Annotated in this window: 13 protein-coding genes, 1 tRNA gene and 1 riboswitch; of the genes, 7 read left to right on the top strand and 7 right to left on the bottom strand. The window is 34.6% G+C overall.

What is annotated here, in order from left to right:
• Window positions 1–342 precede the first annotated feature (342 nt).
• Window positions 343–416 (bottom strand) — tRNA-Met (locus tag K8V80_RS10005).
• A 211-nt stretch (window positions 417–627) separates the two neighbouring features.
• On the opposite strand from K8V80_RS10005, the gene K8V80_RS10000 reads away from it, so the two are divergent.
• The 3 genes from K8V80_RS10000 (at window position 628) to K8V80_RS09990 (ending at window position 4,219) form a co-directional block, all read left to right on the top strand.
• On the top strand, window positions 628–1,020 hold the full coding sequence (locus K8V80_RS10000; protein WP_276777590.1) for an START-like domain-containing protein: 393 nt from the start codon (window positions 628–630) through the stop codon (window positions 1,018–1,020).
• 83 nt (window positions 1,021–1,103) lie between these two features.
• Window positions 1,104–3,002, top strand: coding sequence for an LptF/LptG family permease (locus K8V80_RS09995; RefSeq protein WP_276777587.1), 1,899 nt, complete (start codon window positions 1,104–1,106; stop codon window positions 3,000–3,002).
• Window positions 3,003–3,004: 2 nt separating this feature from the next.
• Complete coding sequence (locus K8V80_RS09990) at window positions 3,005–4,219, top strand: bifunctional 3,4-dihydroxy-2-butanone-4-phosphate synthase/GTP cyclohydrolase II (RefSeq protein WP_276777584.1); 1,215 nt, start codon at window positions 3,005–3,007, stop codon at window positions 4,217–4,219.
• A gap of 64 nt (window positions 4,220–4,283) precedes the next feature.
• On the opposite strand, the gene K8V80_RS09985 is transcribed toward K8V80_RS09990, so the two are convergent.
• A complete protein-coding gene (locus K8V80_RS09985) occupies window positions 4,284–4,454 on the bottom strand; it encodes a DUF362 domain-containing protein (RefSeq protein ID WP_006744006.1) in 171 nt (56 codons plus the stop codon).
• Between the two features lie 255 nt (window positions 4,455–4,709).
• On the opposite strand from K8V80_RS09985, the gene metA reads away from it, so the two are divergent.
• Both metA and K8V80_RS09975 read left to right on the top strand, forming a co-directional pair.
• Entirely contained in the window at window positions 4,710–5,627 is a 918-nt protein-coding gene (gene metA, locus K8V80_RS09980; protein ID WP_276777582.1) for a homoserine O-acetyltransferase MetA, read from the top strand.
• The gene (locus K8V80_RS09975; protein ID WP_276777579.1) at window positions 5,624–7,447 is read left to right on the top strand and encodes a peptidase U32 family protein; all 1,824 of its coding nucleotides are present in this window, start codon (window positions 5,624–5,626) and stop codon (window positions 7,445–7,447) included. The genes metA and K8V80_RS09975 overlap by 4 nt, the downstream gene beginning before the upstream one ends.
• A 1-nt stretch (window position 7,448) precedes the next feature.
• Here the strand turns inward: K8V80_RS09975 and K8V80_RS09970 are convergent, their stop codons facing one another.
• Window positions 7,449–8,069 carry a helix-turn-helix transcriptional regulator gene (locus K8V80_RS09970; protein ID WP_006744009.1) on the bottom strand — a complete coding sequence of 207 codons (621 nt, stop codon included), beginning with the start codon at window positions 8,067–8,069 and terminating at the stop codon, window positions 7,449–7,451.
• Between the two features lie 4 nt (window positions 8,070–8,073).
• On the bottom strand, window positions 8,074–9,441 hold the full coding sequence (gene radA / locus K8V80_RS09965) for a DNA repair protein RadA (RefSeq protein WP_006744010.1): 1,368 nt from the start codon (window positions 9,439–9,441) through the stop codon (window positions 8,074–8,076).
• A gap of 436 nt (window positions 9,442–9,877) precedes the next feature.
• Here radA and K8V80_RS09960 point away from each other — a divergent pair, with 436 nt between their 5' ends.
• Both K8V80_RS09960 and thrA read left to right on the top strand, forming a co-directional pair.
• Complete coding sequence (locus K8V80_RS09960; protein WP_276777573.1) at window positions 9,878–11,047, top strand: OmpA family protein; 1,170 nt, start codon at window positions 9,878–9,880, stop codon at window positions 11,045–11,047.
• Between the two features lie 93 nt (window positions 11,048–11,140).
• Entirely contained in the window at window positions 11,141–13,579 is a 2,439-nt protein-coding gene (gene thrA / locus K8V80_RS09955) for a bifunctional aspartate kinase/homoserine dehydrogenase I (RefSeq protein ID WP_276777570.1), read from the top strand.
• Between the two features lie 247 nt (window positions 13,580–13,826).
• Here thrA and K8V80_RS09950 read toward each other — a convergent pair whose 3' ends face one another.
• The 3 genes from K8V80_RS09950 to K8V80_RS09940 are packed head-to-tail and all read right to left on the bottom strand — an operon-like array spanning window position 13,827 to window position 17,227.
• Window positions 13,827–14,444 (bottom strand): thiamine diphosphokinase, encoded by a 618-nt coding sequence (locus K8V80_RS09950; RefSeq protein ID WP_276777567.1) that lies wholly within the window; start codon window positions 14,442–14,444, stop codon window positions 13,827–13,829.
• Window positions 14,407–15,003 (bottom strand): nicotinamide riboside transporter PnuC, encoded by a 597-nt coding sequence (gene pnuC / locus K8V80_RS09945; protein ID WP_276777563.1) that lies wholly within the window; start codon window positions 15,001–15,003, stop codon window positions 14,407–14,409. The genes K8V80_RS09950 and pnuC overlap by 38 nt, the downstream gene beginning before the upstream one ends.
• Window positions 15,004–15,007: 4 nt before the next feature.
• Complete coding sequence (locus K8V80_RS09940) at window positions 15,008–17,227, bottom strand: TonB-dependent receptor (protein ID WP_276777560.1); 2,220 nt, start codon at window positions 17,225–17,227, stop codon at window positions 15,008–15,010.
• Between the two features lie 32 nt (window positions 17,228–17,259).
• Window positions 17,260–17,355: riboswitch (TPP riboswitch) on the bottom strand.
• Between the last annotated feature and the right edge of the window lie 45 nt (window positions 17,356–17,400).

Genomic DNA, 17,400 nt, shown 5'->3' with positions numbered 1-17,400 from the left:
TTAAATAATCATAGATAGAGCAAATTTATAAGTTTTGAATTGAGTTCAAGAGTTATTTGTTAAGATTTTAAGGGAATAGAGTTACATTTCAATACTAGTATGATATTAGCATATCGGTGTCATCGCATCTGCATGTCGGTGTCATCGTATCATCATGTCGGTGTCATGATAGTACTCTGTCTAGATTAAAAATAGTTTTATTTATGCAAAAGTATGAATCAGAACTCCAATTTATATGTATGAATATATTATGAGTAGCTCTGAAATAGGCTGTAATGAAATATCTCAATTTTGGAGAATAAAAAAAGAGAGTTGTTAGACACACAACTCTCTTTTCTTTTGTAGCGGGACCGAGACTTGAACTCGGGACCTCATGATTATGAATCATGCGCTCTAACCTGCTGAGCTATCCCGCCATCACTTATTTCGTGATTGCGAGTGCAAATATAGAGCTTTAATTTTTACTCGCAAAAAAATACGCCTGTTTTTTTAAAACTTTTTGTTTATATCATTTGTCAATGGATTTTCAACTTGTTAAATAACTCCGATGGTTACTTATTTAGATGTATTTATTCTATATTCGCAAAAAGTAGTTATATTGCTATTTACAATCACAACAATAATACTATGGCAAGAAAGAAAATACACTTAGAATATATCCTTGACTCAACTTCAAAAGATATTGTTTGGGATGCTATAAGTACTCCCTCAGGACTTGAAGGTTGGTTTGCAGATCATGTAGAATCCGATGATAAAACGGTCACCTTTTTTTGGGGCGAAAATGATGAAGAAAGTAGGCAGGCAGAAATTGCTGGTATTAGGACCTATTCTTATATTAAATTTAAATGGCTTGATAACCCTAATAAAAGAGAATACTTTGAACTACGAATGAACGTAAATGAGCTAACAAATGACTTTGTGTTAGAGATAAAAGATTTCTCGGATGCGGATGAAGTAGATGACCATGAAGAATTATGGGATAGCCAAATAGAAACATTAAGACGAATAAGAGGTTTTTAATTAACTATATGACTCATTCTTTTTCCATGCTCCTTTTTTTGTAGTAGTTTTGTATACTGAATTGCATACGAATCACTTTTAGGATGCTGAAATTAAAAAAACTAGATAAATTTGTTTTAAAAAGCTTTGGGCTTTTATTTATCGCTACCTTCTTTATATGTCTGTTCATCTTTATGATGCAGTTTTTGTGGCGATATGTGGATGATTTGGTTGGTAAAGGTCTAGAGATGACAGTTCTTGGGCAGTTCTTCTTTTACTCTGCCTTAACATTGATACCTGCCTCACTCCCTTTGGCTACACTTTTAGCATCACTTATTACTTTTGGTAATTTTGGTGAGCGCTTTGAGTTGTTGGCTATGAAAGCGGCTGGAATTTCTTTGTTTAAGATAATTCGTCCACTTATGATTCTTGCCGTTTTATTATGTGGAATATCCTTTGTGTTTCAAAATAATATAGGACCAAAAGCTTTCTCTAAGCTTACAACCCTCCTAATTTCTATTCGTCAGAAATCTCCCGAACTTGATATACCAGAAGGTATATTCTATGATGAAATAGATGGATATAATATTTTTGTTAAAGAAAAGGATCGCAAAACAGGTCTACTCTACGATGTAATAATCTACGAGTTCTCTGAAGGCTTTGATAATGCTCGAATTATTGTTGCTGACACAGGTCAGTTGGCTATGACTGCCGATAAACAGTATCTTTATTTGCACTTGTATTCGGGTGAAATGTTTGAAAACATTAGACAAACAGGTGTAAGTAAAGGAAATGTTCCTTATCGCAGGGAGTCTTTTAAAGAGAAACATGCCTTAATAGAATTTGACTCAGGTTTTAATATGGCAGATGCCAGTATTATGGATAAGCAATCGGGTAGTAAAAATATGCAAACCTTGAGGCATTCTATAGATTCTATGGTTTCACAAAATGATAGTGTTGGTATAGCCAATTATGAGTATGCCCAAGATAGGTCTTTTGATGTAGATCGAAACTTATCTAAATCGGACTCTATAAAAGTGGAAGAACAAAGGATTTTAGGAACTATTAATGTTGATAGTTTGTTCAATGTTTCAACCTTGAAGAAAAAACAAAGTGTGCTTAATCTAGCTAAAAGAGATATCGAGTCACTAGCTACAGATTGGAGTTTTAGGGAAGTTGAAGTTAAAAATACGGATCTTCAAATACGAAGACACCTTATGGCATGGCATGAGAAGATAACACTTTCATTTGCTTGTCTAGTATTTTTCTTTATTGGGGCCCCACTTGGTTCTATTATACGGAAAGGTGGACTAGGAATGCCCGTTGTCATTTCTGTGCTAATCTTTATTATCTATTATATAATCAATACTATGGGTTCTAAGATGGCCCGAGAAGGAGAATGGATAGTTTGGATTGGTATGTGGATGAGTACTCTTATTTTGGCTCCCGTGGGAGGCTTTTTAGCTTATAAATCTAATAGAGATTCAGTAATTTTAAATTCAGACTTGTATATCGGTTGGATAAAGACAATCCTAGGTATTCGTCCTGAACGGCATATAGTACGTAAGGAAGTTGTCATTGAAGAGCCTAATTATAATGAGTGTCTATCTCGAGTCTATGACTTGACCAATAAGTTCAATGCTTATTTAAAAACTCATCGTTTACTAAAAGCACCTAGTTATTTGAAGTTGTGGTTTGCTAAAGTTGAACCCAATGAGATTAGTCTATATTTAGACGAATTAGAATTAATTGTCGAAGAGTTATCAAACTCTAGATCTTTAGAAATATTGAATGTGTTAAATAAATATCCGATTATTCCGCATAGAGCACATACAAGACCTTTTAAATTTACATGGTTGAATACCATCTTTGGTATTGTGTTCCCTATCGGATTATTCTTTTATGTTAGAGTATGGATATTTAGAGTGCGTTTATCAAAAGATATAAAAAAGGTATTAGCCGTTAATAATGAGCTAGCAAATATTATAGAGAGGAATAAGTAATTATGAAAGAATTTGAATTAAATACCATAGAAGAAGCGATAGCTGACTTCAAAGATGGTAAGTTTGTTATTGTTGTTGACGATGAAGATCGTGAAAACGAAGGGGATTTTATAATTGCGGCAGAAAAAATCACTCCTGAAAAAGTGAACTTTATGCTTCGCTATGGTAGAGGAGTACTTTGTACACCAATTACTGAAGAACGTTGTGATGAACTTGATTTAGAAATGCAAGTATCTGCAAATACTTCAATGTATGAAACTCCTTTTACTGTAACTGTAGATAAAATTGAAGGTTGCACTACTGGCGTTTCTATGCATGATAGAGCTGCTACTATTTTAGCTTTGGCTAATCCTAATACTAAACCAACAGAGCTGGCTCGTCCAGGTCACGTAAATCCACTTCGTGCTCGTTCAAGAGGAGTGTTGCGAAGAGCAGGTCATACCGAAGCGACTGTAGATCTATGTAAACTAGCAGGTTTATATCCTGCAGGTGCATTGATTGAAATTATCAATGAAGATGGAACCATGGCTAGACTTCCTCAATTAATGGAAGTATCGAAACGTTTTGGCATCAAAATTATTTCTATAGCAGATCTTATTAAATATCGTTTACACCAAGAAGCTATTGTAGAAAAAGGAGAAGAAGTAGATATGCCTACAGAGTATGGTCATTTCAGATTAATCCCTTTTAAACAGAAATCAAATGGACTAGAACATGTTGCCTTAATAAAAGGTACATGGAAAGAAGATGAACCTGTTCTTGTTCGTGTTCACTCTTCTTGTGTAACTGGCGATATCTTTGGTTCTCGTCGTTGCGAGTGTGGTGACCAATTACATGAAGCTATGCGAATGATTGAAGAGGCAGGTAAAGGAGTTGTTGTATATATGAATCAGGAAGGTCGAGGAATTGGCCTTATGAATAAAATAGCTGCATATAAACTCCAAGAAGAAGGCTTAGATACTGTAGATGCAAATCTTCATTTAGGTTTTAAAGCTGATGAAAGAGACTATGGTGTTGGTGCACATATCTTACGTGAAGTAGGAGTCTCAAAGATGAAGTTGATGACGAACAATCCGATTAAACGAATTGGTCTTGAATCTTATGGTCTTGAAATAGTAGAGAACGTAGGTATTGAGATTAAACCTAATAAATACAATAAGGTTTATTTAGAAACCAAGCAGAAACGAATGGGACATAACTTGCATGTTGCCAAATAAATAATAGAAGAAAAGGCTGACCAATTGGTCAGCCTTTATTTTAAATTGAATTTGTTTTCAATTTTTATTCTGCAGGGTGGATAGCTTCTGATGGGCAAACATCTGCACAAGTACCACAGTCTGTACAAATATCAGCATCAATAGAATAGATATCACCTTCAGAAATAGCTTCTACTGGACACTCGTCAATACAAGTACCACAAGCTATACAGTCTTCATTAATTACGTAAGCCATTTTTCTTTAATTTTAAAAAGTTATTAGTACTAATTTAGTCTCAGCAAAAATAAGAGTTTATTTGATTACTTACTACCTTTATCTAATATTTTTGCGAAGACTGTACTTAAAAGTACTTTTGATAGAACGGCTATAAATTCTCTATATTAAGATATTACGGTAAAATTTCAACTATCTGATAAGAAAGACCTGTTTTCGTTTGATATCTATTCTTTTTAGTAATTTTGTAGCCTGAATATTGTAAACTTTGAGCTTATGCCACTAAACATACCCAACAACTTACCTGCAATATCATATCTAGAGGAGGAAAATATTTTTGTTCTAGATGGATTTAGAGCGATATCACAAGATATTCGCCCTTTGAAGATTGCTGTTTTAAATTTGATGCCTTTAAAAATAGAAACAGAAACAGATTTGATCCGTTTGTTGTCAAATACTCCATTGCAGATAGAATTAACGTTATTGAAAATTGGCTCTCATATTCCCAAGAATACCCCTGCGGAACATATGGATCAATTTTATGTTGATTTTGCAGAAATTGAATCACAAAAATATGATGGATTAATAATCACAGGAGCTCCTGTCGAGAATATGCCCTTTGAAGAAGTTGATTACTGGGATGAGTTAGTTACTATTTTAAACTGGTCAAAGACGCATGTTACTTCTACAGTACATATTTGCTGGGCTGCTCAAGCAGGTTTATACCATCATTATGGAATATCTAAACATCTTCTGAAACAAAAGATGTTTGGCGTTTTCCCCCATTATATATTGGTGAAAAATCACCCCTTGTTTAGAGGCTTTGATGATGTGTTTTACGTACCGCATAGTAGGCACACAGAAGTAAAAATAGAAGATATATTGGCTTGTCCCGAACTGCAACTTTTATCTGTCTCAGATGAGGCTGGAGCATATATGGTCTCAGCTCGTAATGGGAGAGAAATATATATAACAGGTCATTCGGAGTATACCGCATTTACGCTTGATAATGAATATAAGAGAGATTTGTCTAAAGGCTTAAATATTCAAATTCCAAGAAATTATTATCAAGGAGATAATCCTAATAATGATCCCGTTGTACGATGGAAAGCACATGCCAATTTATTGTTTTCTAATTGGCTTAATTATTTTGTTTATCAACAAACCCCATTTAAAATAGAAGAGATAAGATGAGAAAAAGAGAAATAGAACTGTTAGCTCCAGCTAAAAACCTAGAATGTGGCATTGCTGCAATAGATCATGGTGCTGATGCTGTATATATAGGTGCTCCTAAAATGGGAGCTCGTGTTGCAGCCAACAATTCTTTGGAAGATATTGCTGCTTTGGTTGATTATGCCCATCTTTTTAAAGTAAAAATCTATGTGACTGTTAATACTATCATAAAAGAAGAGGAGTTGCAAGAGACAGAAGCTATGATCTGGAATTTGTATCGTATAGGTGTCGATGCTCTGATTATTCAGGATATGGGAATTTTAGAAATGAATCTTCCGCCTATTCCTTTACATTCTAGTACACAAAATGATAATCGTACAGTCGCCAAAGTTCAATTTCTTGAAAAAGCTGGTTTTGAACAGGTCGTTTTAGCTAGGGAGTTATCTCTAAATGAAATACGAAAAATTCACGAAAGCTGCCCTAATGTAAAATTGGAGATTTTTGTTCATGGAGCTTTATGTGTTAGTTATAGTGGGCAATGTTATGTTAGTGAAGCTTGTACAGGTAGAAGCGCAAATAGAGGAGCTTGTTCTCAGTTTTGCCGATTACCCTTTACCTTAAAGGATAGTACAGATGAAATCATAGCTACAGACAAACACTTTTTATCAATGAAAGACTTGAATCAGATAGATCGCTTGGAAGAGCTACTTGATGCAGGAGCTTATTCCTTGAAGATAGAAGGTCGGTTAAAAGATATTAGCTATGTAAAAAATGTTACTGCTGCTTATCGTCAAGCTTTAGATAAGGTAATGGAGCGTAGAGAAGAATATATGCGTTCTTCTTCGGGTATTACTCAATTTACTTTTGAACCCCAATTGGATAAAAGCTTTAGCAGAGGTTTTACAAACCTCTTTTTAGATGGTCGTCAGTCTGATATTGCTTCTTTTGATACACCAAAATCATTAGGTGAAGAAATGGGGTATATGAAAGAAGCTCGAAGAAATTTCTTGATTGTGGCTGGAGTAAAACCTTTTCATAATGGTGATGGAGCTTGTTTTATTGATGAAAATGGTAAACTTCAAGGTTTTAGAGTGAACAAGGTAGAGGGGAATAAAATTTATCCTCAGGAGATGCCAGCTATTAAGCCAAAAACAACTATCTACCGAAACTTTGATCAAGAATTTGATAGACTATTGTCTAAACCTTCGGCAGAACGCTTGATAGCAGTCCAGATGTTGTTTGAGGAAATCGCAAGAGGATTCCGTTTAAAAATGGTCGATGAAGATAACTTTTCAGTATATGTAGATGTTGATGCAGATAAAGAACTAGCAAGATCTCCTCAGTATGATAATATTCATCGACAATTAAATAAATTGGGTAATACACCTTTCTATATGGGTGAAATTCAAATTAACTTATCTCAAGAATGGTTCATACCTTCTTCTATTCTGGCTAATGTGAGAAGAGATGCAGTAGATGCTCTTATTGAAGTACGCAAAAAGGAATATCCAAGAGAAGAGATCAAACTGAGTCCAACTTCTCATCCCTTTATCGTGGATAATTTAACTTATTTGGGAAATGTAATGAACACAAAAGCTGAATCATTTTATGTTCGTCATAATGTTAATCACATAGATCCAGCTTTTGAAAAGCAGCATGTAGCTGATGGCGTTCTTATGTTTTGTAAACACTGTATACGTTATTCTATGGGATGGTGCCCTACTTATCAAAAGAATAAATCACCATATCAAGAACCTTACTATTTGGTTGATCCCAATGGAAATGAATTTAAACTACAATTTGATTGTAAAAATTGTCAGATGAAAGTACTGAGGAAGTGATCTAAATTTGATTCGTATCAATATAACCATTTATTACAGCATAAATAGTTAGCCCTGATACAGACTTTATACCTAGCTTATCTGTTATATTCTTGCGGTGGGTAATAACGGTTGTTTGACTAATGCTTAGCTTTTTAGCTATTTCTTTATTGGTTTTACCAACAGCAATTAGGGATATAACATCTATCTCTCTTGGACTCAGCTCATGGACTTGATGGGCATTAATAGCCTCCATATTCTTAGAATGGTTGGGTTCATGAGCATTTCTATGTAAATCCATTATTGATTTGATAATCCCTTTTTCGTCTTGGTGTATATTTAGTAGTTTGACACCAGAAATTAACATCATTTGATTTTCTGGTGACATAACAATAGTTCTTCTCTTTCGAGGAAGAAAGAAAAAATTATGTTCAAGATATATTTGTCCCGTAATAAAGTAGTGAGCATACATATCTGGTGTGTCACTCATAAAGTGTTCGAAACTATGAAAAACCCGAATAATAGCAATAGGTATGAGTTCTTGCAAAATAGATTTTAGTCCTAATGCAGCAAGAATATTGGGTTCAACAATTGCTATTTCTGGCTTAGGTCCGTTTTTTGATGTATGTGATGGGTGTTTCATTCGCTTATCCAAATAGGAATCTAAAAGCTTCTTCTACTTTTCTCACAGGGTTTAGTTCTATGTTTAGATTCTTCGTATCAATCCCCTGCAGGTTAAATTTAGGCAAAATAAATCGTTTAAACCCTAATTTATCGGCTTCTTTTATCCTTTGTTCAATGCGATTAACTGGGCGAATTTCTCCTGATAACCCAACTTCTCCTGCTACACAGATTGAATTGTCTATAGCCACATCCATGTTTGATGATAGAATAGCACTGATTACAGCTAAGTCTATTGCAGGATCACTAACTTTTATCCCTCCAGCAATATTCAAGAAGACATCTTTTTGAGCTAATTTAAATCCTACTCTTTTCTCTAAAACAGCCAATAGCATATTCATTCTTCTGGTATCAAATCCTGTTGCAGACCGTTGAGGTGTGCCATAAACTGCTGAGCTAACCAAAGCTTGAGTTTCAATAAGAAAAGGTCTTACTCCCTCTATTGCTGCTGCTATTGCAACTCCACTCATTCCTACATGCTCTTGCGACAGTAATAATTCAGAAGGATTGCTTACTTGCCTTAATCCATCTTGCCTCATTTCATAGATACCAATCTCTGAAGTACTACCAAATCTGTTTTTAATGCTCCTAAGGATGCGATATAGGTGTTGTTGATCTCCTTCAAACTGCAAAACTGTATCCACTATATGTTCTAAGACTTTAGGTCCTGCTATACTACCTTCTTTATTAATATGACCAATAAGGATAATTGGTATATGACTTTCTTTTGCTAAACGTAGTAAATCAACAGAACATTCTCTTACTTGCGATAAACTTCCTGGTGAGGAATCCACTTTCTCTGTAGCAATAGTCTGAATGGAATCAATTACTATTAAGTCGGGAATTACATTTTTTATATGTGAAAATATCCTTTCTAAAGAGGTTTCACATACGATGTAACAATTTGTTGAACTCTTATTTAGTCGTTCTGCTCTTAATTTTAATTGCTTGGCACTTTCCTCGCCAGATACATATAATATCTTTTTGTCATTAATTTGTAATACTGTTTGCAAAACGAGTGTAGATTTTCCAATACCAGGTTCTCCTCCTAATAGTACTAATGATCCAGAAACTAATCCTCCACCGAGTACACGATTCAATTCTTCATCGTGCATATTAATCCTTTCTTCCTGTGAGGTACTAATCTCCTCTATTAGTTTGGGCAGATTTTGCTTTTGCTTTTGAGAATCCGAGAAACTATTAGAACTCTTTTGTTCTACTATCTTATTCTCTATAAAGGTGTTCCATTGGTTGCACATAGGACATTTTCCTACCCATTTGATAGACTCATATCCACAGTTAGAACAAAAATACACTGTTTTTTCTTTAGCCATAATTTCAGTAATCCTTTCTATGCAAAGGTAGCCATTTAGACTTAGAGCTATAAACATTGGCGGTAAAAAATAAGATATAGATGAATGTTTTTTGTGTGAACAATCTCTATAATAGACTTGTTAATAGATGAATTCGTTGTGATTTTTTAATTAAAATTTGTACAAGTGTAATATAAATAGCTATATTTGCTAATTAGATAAATTGATATCGAATGAACATCTTTTTTATATAGTTGTTTATATAGTTGAAAGTTCATTGACTAAATGAACAACTTAAAAGGTGAATTGAAAATGAAATATATTGAAGAGGTATTACATAAAGGTAAAGAAATAGTACTTAATGTTTCTTCATTCATTAAATTAAAACTTTAAAATTTAGGTAAAGAGAGAGATAAAAAATTAACTTAATTTTAATTTAAACTTAATAGAAACAGACATGAAAAAGAGTTTACTTACAGCTGTATTTGCGTTAGCTTCACTTGGTGGTGTTGCTTATGCTCAAAGCAATGACAACATTTCTGTGAATACAGACAAATACAAAGTTGAAACAAATCGTTTTTGGAATAATTGGTTTATTGACGCTAATGGTGGTGTTCAAGTTTATTTTGGAGATGCAGATTCTAAGCAATCATTTGGTAAGAGATTAGCTCCAGCAATGGATATATCTCTAGGTAAATGGTTTACTCCAGGTATTGGACTACGTGTTGGTTATATGGGTCTTCAAGCTAAAGGTGCTTCAACTAGCCCTTACGCACCATATGCTTCATGCAACAGTTTTACTAAAGATGGTGAAACATATTATAAACAAAAATGGAACATGATGAACCTACACGGTGAAGTAATGTTCAACTTATCTAATATGTTTGCTGGTTATAATCCAAATCGTGTTTACTCATTCATACCTTATGCAGGTATTGCTTGGTTACATGCTTGGGATACTCCTAAGACTGACGAAATGGGTCTAACAGTAGGTCTTATTAACAAATTCCGTCTATCTCCAGCATTAGATCTTAACATTGAAGCAAGAGGTACTCTTGTAAAAGATGGTTTTGATGGTGAAAAAGGTGGTAACAGTAAAGAAGGTCTAGGTGCTTTAACTGTTGGTCTTACTTACAAATTCAAACAAAGAGACTTTAATAGAGGTACTGTAATTTCTACAGGTATTAGCGAAAGCGAAATGCGTCGTCTACAAAATCAATTACGTGATGCTCAAGCTTACAACAATCAGTTGAAAGACGAAATCGAAGCTTTACGTAATAGAAAACCTGAAGTAGTTTACAAAGAAACTTCTGCTAACGATTCAAGAGTTGTTTTCTTCCAAATTGGTAAGAGCAATTTAACTAGCAGAGATCTTGTAACAGTTCAAATGATGGCTGAATCTATCAAGGCTACAGATAAGACTTACAAAGTTGTAGGTTATGCTGATAGCGCAACTGGTAGCAAAGCACTTAACCAACGTTTAAGTGAAGCTCGTGCTAACGCTGTGAAAGATGCACTTATTAAAGAAGGTGTAAAAGAATCACAACTTGAAGTTGTTGGTATGGGTGGTGTAGATTCTGTATTTGGTAAAGACAACCAATTAAGCCGTGTAGTAATTGTTAAATAATTAACATACAGAATTAATAATAAAGAAAAGGATGCCGGTTGGCATCCTTTTTTTGTTTCCGTATATTTACAAAACAAATAGATACAAACACTTATGAAAGTTATTAAGTTTGGAGGTTCATCTGTGGCTTCTGCAAATACTATAAAGCAGGTTAGGGCCATTGTCGAGTCTAAATCAGACACTCCCGTAATTGTAGTAGTATCCGCTCTAGGAGGAATTACTGACCAATTATTGTCAACAGCTCATTTAGCAGCTGATGGTAATGTTGCATATGAAAAAGAGATTCTGTCTTTGATTAATAGGCATGAATCTGTAGTCAATGATTTATTTGATGATACAAAGAACCGAATGCAGCTTTCAATGCAAATGAAGAAGCTTTTGGATGAGCTTATTAATATCTTTAAGGGTGTTTATTTAATTAAAGATTTATCATCTAAAACTTTAGATACAATAGTTAGTTACGGCGAAAGACTTTCTTCGTTAATTGTATCGGCTTCTATTCCCAAAGCCAAATGGGTTGATTCACGTGATATTATTAAAACAGAGTTTAAACATGGCAAACATGTGCCTAATAGTGAACTGACAACTGAATTGATTCAGCAAGCTTTCAAATATACTCCTAAAGTAACCGTCATGGGCGGTTTCATTTCTTCTGATGTTACCTCTGGAGATACTACAAACTTAGGTAGAGGTGGCTCCGATTATACTGCAGCTTTAGTAGCTACAGCTTTACATGCGTCTTGTCTTGAAATATGGACAGATGTAGATGGGTTTATGACAGCTGACCCAAAAGTTATTGATAAAGCTTATACTATCGAAGAGTTAACGTATGATGAAGCCACTGAGTTATCCAACTTTGGTGCAAAAGTGATCTATCCTCCAACGATTTACCCTGTATGTCATACTAATATTCCTATTCTTGTTAAAAATACATTTAATCCTTCTGGTGCTGGAACTGTAATTTCTTCCACTACTAAAGGAGCTTCTAAGCAAGTAATTAAGGGAATCTCTTCTATTGATAATACAAGCTTAATTACGGTACAAGGTTTAGGTATGGTAGGAGTTATCGGAGTAAATTACCGTATTTTTAAAGCTCTTGCTAAAAATGGTATTAGTGTATTCCTTGTTTCTCAGGCTTCTTCTGAAAATAGTACCTCAATTGGTGTAAGAGGAGAGGATACCCAAAGTGCCTGTAATGCATTGAATACAGAGTTTGCCAAAGAGATAGAGCAAGGAGTCATTTCGCCTATGAGGGCTCAAGAAGGTTTAGCAACTGTAGCTGTTGTTGGTAAAAATATGAAAGGCAATGCAGGTATTGCTGGACGTCTTTTCCAAACTATTGGTAGAAATGGGATTAATATTATTGCTTGTGCTCAGGGAGCTTCAGAAATGAATATCTCTATTGTAGTAGATGGATATTTGCTTAGAAAGGCATTAAATGTAATTCATGATTCGTTTTTCTTATCAGAATACAAAGAACTTAATCTGTTTATATGTGGAATAAGGACTGTTGGAAGTAGCTTAATTGATCAAATTAAATCTCAACGAAAGCGTTTAATGAATGAACAGCATCTAAAACTAAATGTGGTAGGGATAGCTAGCAGCTCTCGTTTATTGACCAATAGAGAAGGTCTTAATTTGGAAAATTACAGAGAAGTGCTTTATGATGCTGGTATCTCTAGTTCTCCATCTATCCTGAGAGATGAAATTATAAAGATGAATATTTATAATTCTGTATTCGTAGATTGTACTGCGAGTGAATCTATAGCCGATTTATATCAAGATTTGTTAGGGCACAATGTTTCCATTGTTGCGGCTAATAAAATTGCCGCTTCATCAGCATACAACAATTATGCTGCCTTAAAGAGAGTGGCACTCGATAAGGGTGTCAAATTCTTATTTGAGACTAATGTGGGAGCTGGGTTACCGATAATTAATACTATTAATGATTTAATTAATAGTGGAGATAAAATACTGAAGATAGAGGCAGTACTTTCGGGTACTCTAAACTACATTTTTAATGAGATAAGTAAAGATGTGCCTTTTAGTAAAACAATACAGAATGCTCAAAAAGAAGGATTTTCAGAGCCTGATCCTCGTATTGATTTAAGTGGTACTGATGTTATTCGTAAACTAGTAATTTTAACTCGGGAAGCAGGTTATAGAATAGAGCAGTCAGACGTGGAAACGCATTTATTTATGCCCAATGAATTCTTTGATGGAACATTAGATGAATTTTGGAATCGTGTTCCTAGCTTAGATGAAGTTTTTGAAAAACGAAGGGCTGTATTAGAGAAAGAGAATAAGAAATGGCGATTTGTTGCTAAATTTGAAAATGGACAGGCTTCTGTCGGGTTGAAAGAGGTTGATGTTTCGCACCCTTTTTATAATCTAGAAGGAAGCAATAATATTATTTTACTGACAACCGATAGATATAAAGCATATCCTATGCAAATTCAGGGTTATGGAGCAGGTGCAGGTGTTACTGCGGCGGGTGTTTTTGCAGATATTATGAGTATAGCTAATATATAAGCTTGCGAAAAGCTACTAAAAAAGGAGGTTTAAGCCTCCTTTTCTAGGCTTGGATTAGAATTTCTATTTGGCTATGAACTAATTTCCTGATAATAACGAATGATCTGTTGTGAAAGGAATCCCAAGTATTAATCATGACTCAGAGAGTGTTTTAACTAGGTCAAGATATCATCATGACACCGACATGATGATACCATAACACCGATAAGTTATTATCATATCGGTGTCAGATATTTGTTGTCTGATCTTATTTGAAAGCAACAAACACAAGAAACTTCCCATGTCCATCAATTTCTACAAGTTCTTTACTACTTTCATTTAAGGTGCCTTGCCACCAATTGGTGAAATCTCGTATAGGATAAAAAAGGCTATCTGTCTTTAGGTGGGTAGCTCCAAAATTTATAATTGAAACTTGGCTACCTAGTGTTATTATTTCTTGGAAATGATCAATACACGGGTAAAATACTCCATAATCGGTAATCATTTTCACTTTTATATTTTGGATATACTCCATCAATAAGCTAATGTTTCCTAATGTATGATCTTCTCTTTTGCCTGTTGCCCCTACAATCGTAATATCATTATATCCTCTATTCATAAGAAATGTGATGGCCTTTGTTAAGTCGTTAGTTTCTTGTTCTGTATAGATTTTGATAATAGAACTGTATTTCTCTTTGTTTGTAAGACTGATAGAGTCGCCATCTCCCACAATAAAATCAGGAATAATTCCCTTACTTATTAATTGATCTGCTGCTCCATCGCAAGAGATGAGGTAGGAGGCCTCATTTATATACCTTAGAGGTACTAGGTGAGTAGGGTAGTCTCCATTAGCTACAACTACTGCTTGTTGCCATTTTTTGTTCATGTATCATTATCTTTTTCCACTTCATATAGCCCAAAACTGCAATAACAGTATAAATGAAGTATAAACCAGCAGTGAGATATAGTTCTTTATAAATATAAAGTCCACTGCTTACAATATCGACAAGTATCCAACTGAGCCATTGCTCTACATACTTCTTGGCTAGCATCCACATACCTACAATGCTGAGTGCTGTGGTAAAACTGTCGAGCCAAGGTACATTACTATCTGTGAACTCAATAAGAATCCATGCGATACCTATAAAAAACACAACAAATGTACATAAAAGAGGCAGATAAACACGAGTTGGAGCATGTGTTATGGGTAAATAATTGGTCTCTTTATTTTTCCCTCCATAGGTCCAATAAAGCCATCCATAAATTGCTGCTAGAAGATAGTAGATATTGATTCCAAAATCGGCATATAATCCAGTATTATAATATACGAAAATATAGATAGCAGGCATAATTATGCCTGTTATCCATAAATAAATACTAGCCTTATATTCTAGCCATAAATAGATTAAACCAACAAGGGTTCCAAATAATTCTAATACTGTCATTGAGTTAGAAAGATAGTGTTATATGTGCTAGAACATTGGTTCCAGCCATTGGGTAGAATCTAGGATCATGTGATAGGATTTGTCCTTCGGTGTCAATACTTGTTTGTGAATACCCATTCGTTTCATATTTAAGATTGAATAAGTTATAAACACTTGCACCAACAGTAGCTTGTTTTATATAAGGTAATTTAAAGTCATAAGATAGATGAATGTGATTTACGATAAATGGATCTAATGAATTGTCTTTTAAACCTAGATTGTCTAAATACTGTCTTGTTGAATATTGGGTTTGAAATGAAGCATTGAATCCTTTATAATTAGCTGAAATAATGCTATTACCCATAAATGAAGGAGAAAAAGAAATAGGAGTATCCCCCCAATTTAAGGTGTGTTGCTTATAATTAGAATCACTAAAATAAGCTACATAGTCTTTGATTCTATTTTTGCTCCAAGTTCCGTTAATATCCCAACGTAGCCATTTCGTAAGCTGTGCGCCTAAAGAGATTTCAATACCCATACGATAACTCTTATCTACATTTTCGGAGATAGCTCTACCTATTTCGTTTACTTTACCGTTGAGTACCAATTGATCCTTATAATCCATGTAGTATAGGTTTACACCAGCATTAAAACACGGATTGTTAAAAGTATAACCTAATTCGTAATCATACAACTTCTCAGCATTCGGCTTTTGAGTGAATAGTGCATCAGTATAGTTACTCCTAGTAGGTTCCTTTTGTGCTACAGAAAAAGAAGCATAGGTAGAATGATAAGGATTAATTTGCCATGACAGTCCTAGTTTAGGATTAAAGAAGTTGAATTTTTCATCAAAGCTTAAGGATTGTAGTTGTTCGGGGTTAGAAGTCCAATTCCACTTATCGCTCAAACCGCTAAGTCTATAGCGTAAATGTCTAAACTGAGCATCAGCAAAAAGGCTTAAACCATCGGTTACTTCAAAAGAAGCTTTTGCATAGATGTTTCCATCTGTCTTTCGTCCTGTGTTGTCATAGTAATGATTGTCAGGCATAATATCTCCTATGTAGTTTTTAACCCATAGAACCTTGCCAAAGTGATCATTTTTGTAGTAATTAAGTCCCCCACCCAAAGAGGCTTGTAGTTTTTCTCCTTTATGGTTGAAAGAGAAAATACCACCACCGAATCTGCTTTCAGTAAATTTCTTACGAATTAAATCAGATTTTTTGACTGTCTCTCCATTGTGCTCGAAGGGTTGAAGTCCATACTCTTTTAGGCTTCTTTTATTTTTGTATTCTTCGTAATAACCATCTCCATCAGTATAGTGGAATCCTACATTCAGATTCCATGTATTAGAGAGATATTGATTGATAAGGAGGTGATAGTTCTTCTGCACATAATGGTCTATTTGATTATCATAAAATCCAATGACATTGCCTTTGCTATCCTCAATTTCTCCATTAGGGTTATATCTTCTATTTGATTTCAGCATATCTTTCGATATTCCATCCCATGCGTGATAAGTTTCTTCTTTTCCTCCAAATGTTATCAGTTTTACACTTGTCTTTTCTCCAAAATAACCTCCTTGTAAGAAATACGATTTTAAGTCAGATGAAGCTCTATCCCTATAACCATCACTTTGGATATTGGATATACGTGCATCAAAAGCCCATTTATCATTGATAAGACCTGTTCCTAAACGGAAAGTCTCTTTGTGACTGTTGAATGAGCCGTATGAACCTGATACTTCTGCATATTTTTGAGGAAAAATAGCTTGTGTTCTCATATTTATACTAGCTCCAAAGGCACCAGCTCCATTTGTAGAGGTTCCCACACCACGCTGTACTTGAATGTCTTCAAGAGAAGAAGCTAAGTCGGGAGTATTTACCCAATACAGTTCATGACTTTCGGCGTCATTCATAGGGATGCCATTTGTAGTAACGTTAATTCGGGTTGCGTCAGTACCTCTTATTCTTATTTTAGAATATCCTATCCCTGCTCCTGCATCGGATGTTGTAAGAATAGAGGGAGTAGTACTGATTAGAAAGGGAATATCTTTTCCGATATTCTGTTTTTTGATGTCTTTTTTAGAAATGTTTGTAAACGCTACGGGAGTTTTGGCTGAAGCTCTAGTAGAAACAACTTCTACCCCTTCGAGTTTAACAATGCGCATACTGTCTTTTACATTTACTTGTGCAAATGTAGCTGTACCTGCAAGAATGCAGATACCTAGTAGTGATCTCTTTTTCATTATAAGTTTAGTTTTATGCAAGAGAAAAAAGGGGAATATTTCTCTTTTATTCCTACGCCAGCATTACCTGGATCAGGTTAATGGGTATGATCTCAGCCCGTCACTTTAGGGCACCCCTTTTTTGAAATCATTTGTCTCGTCCTAATATAGCGTTACAACAAAAAGATGAATAG

This window comes from Bacteroides coprosuis (genome assembly GCF_020741705.1).
Taxonomy (GTDB): Bacteria; Bacteroidota; Bacteroidia; order Bacteroidales; family Bacteroidaceae; genus Bacteroides_E; species Bacteroides_E coprosuis.
This window is presented reverse-complemented; position numbering and strand designations above follow the sequence as displayed.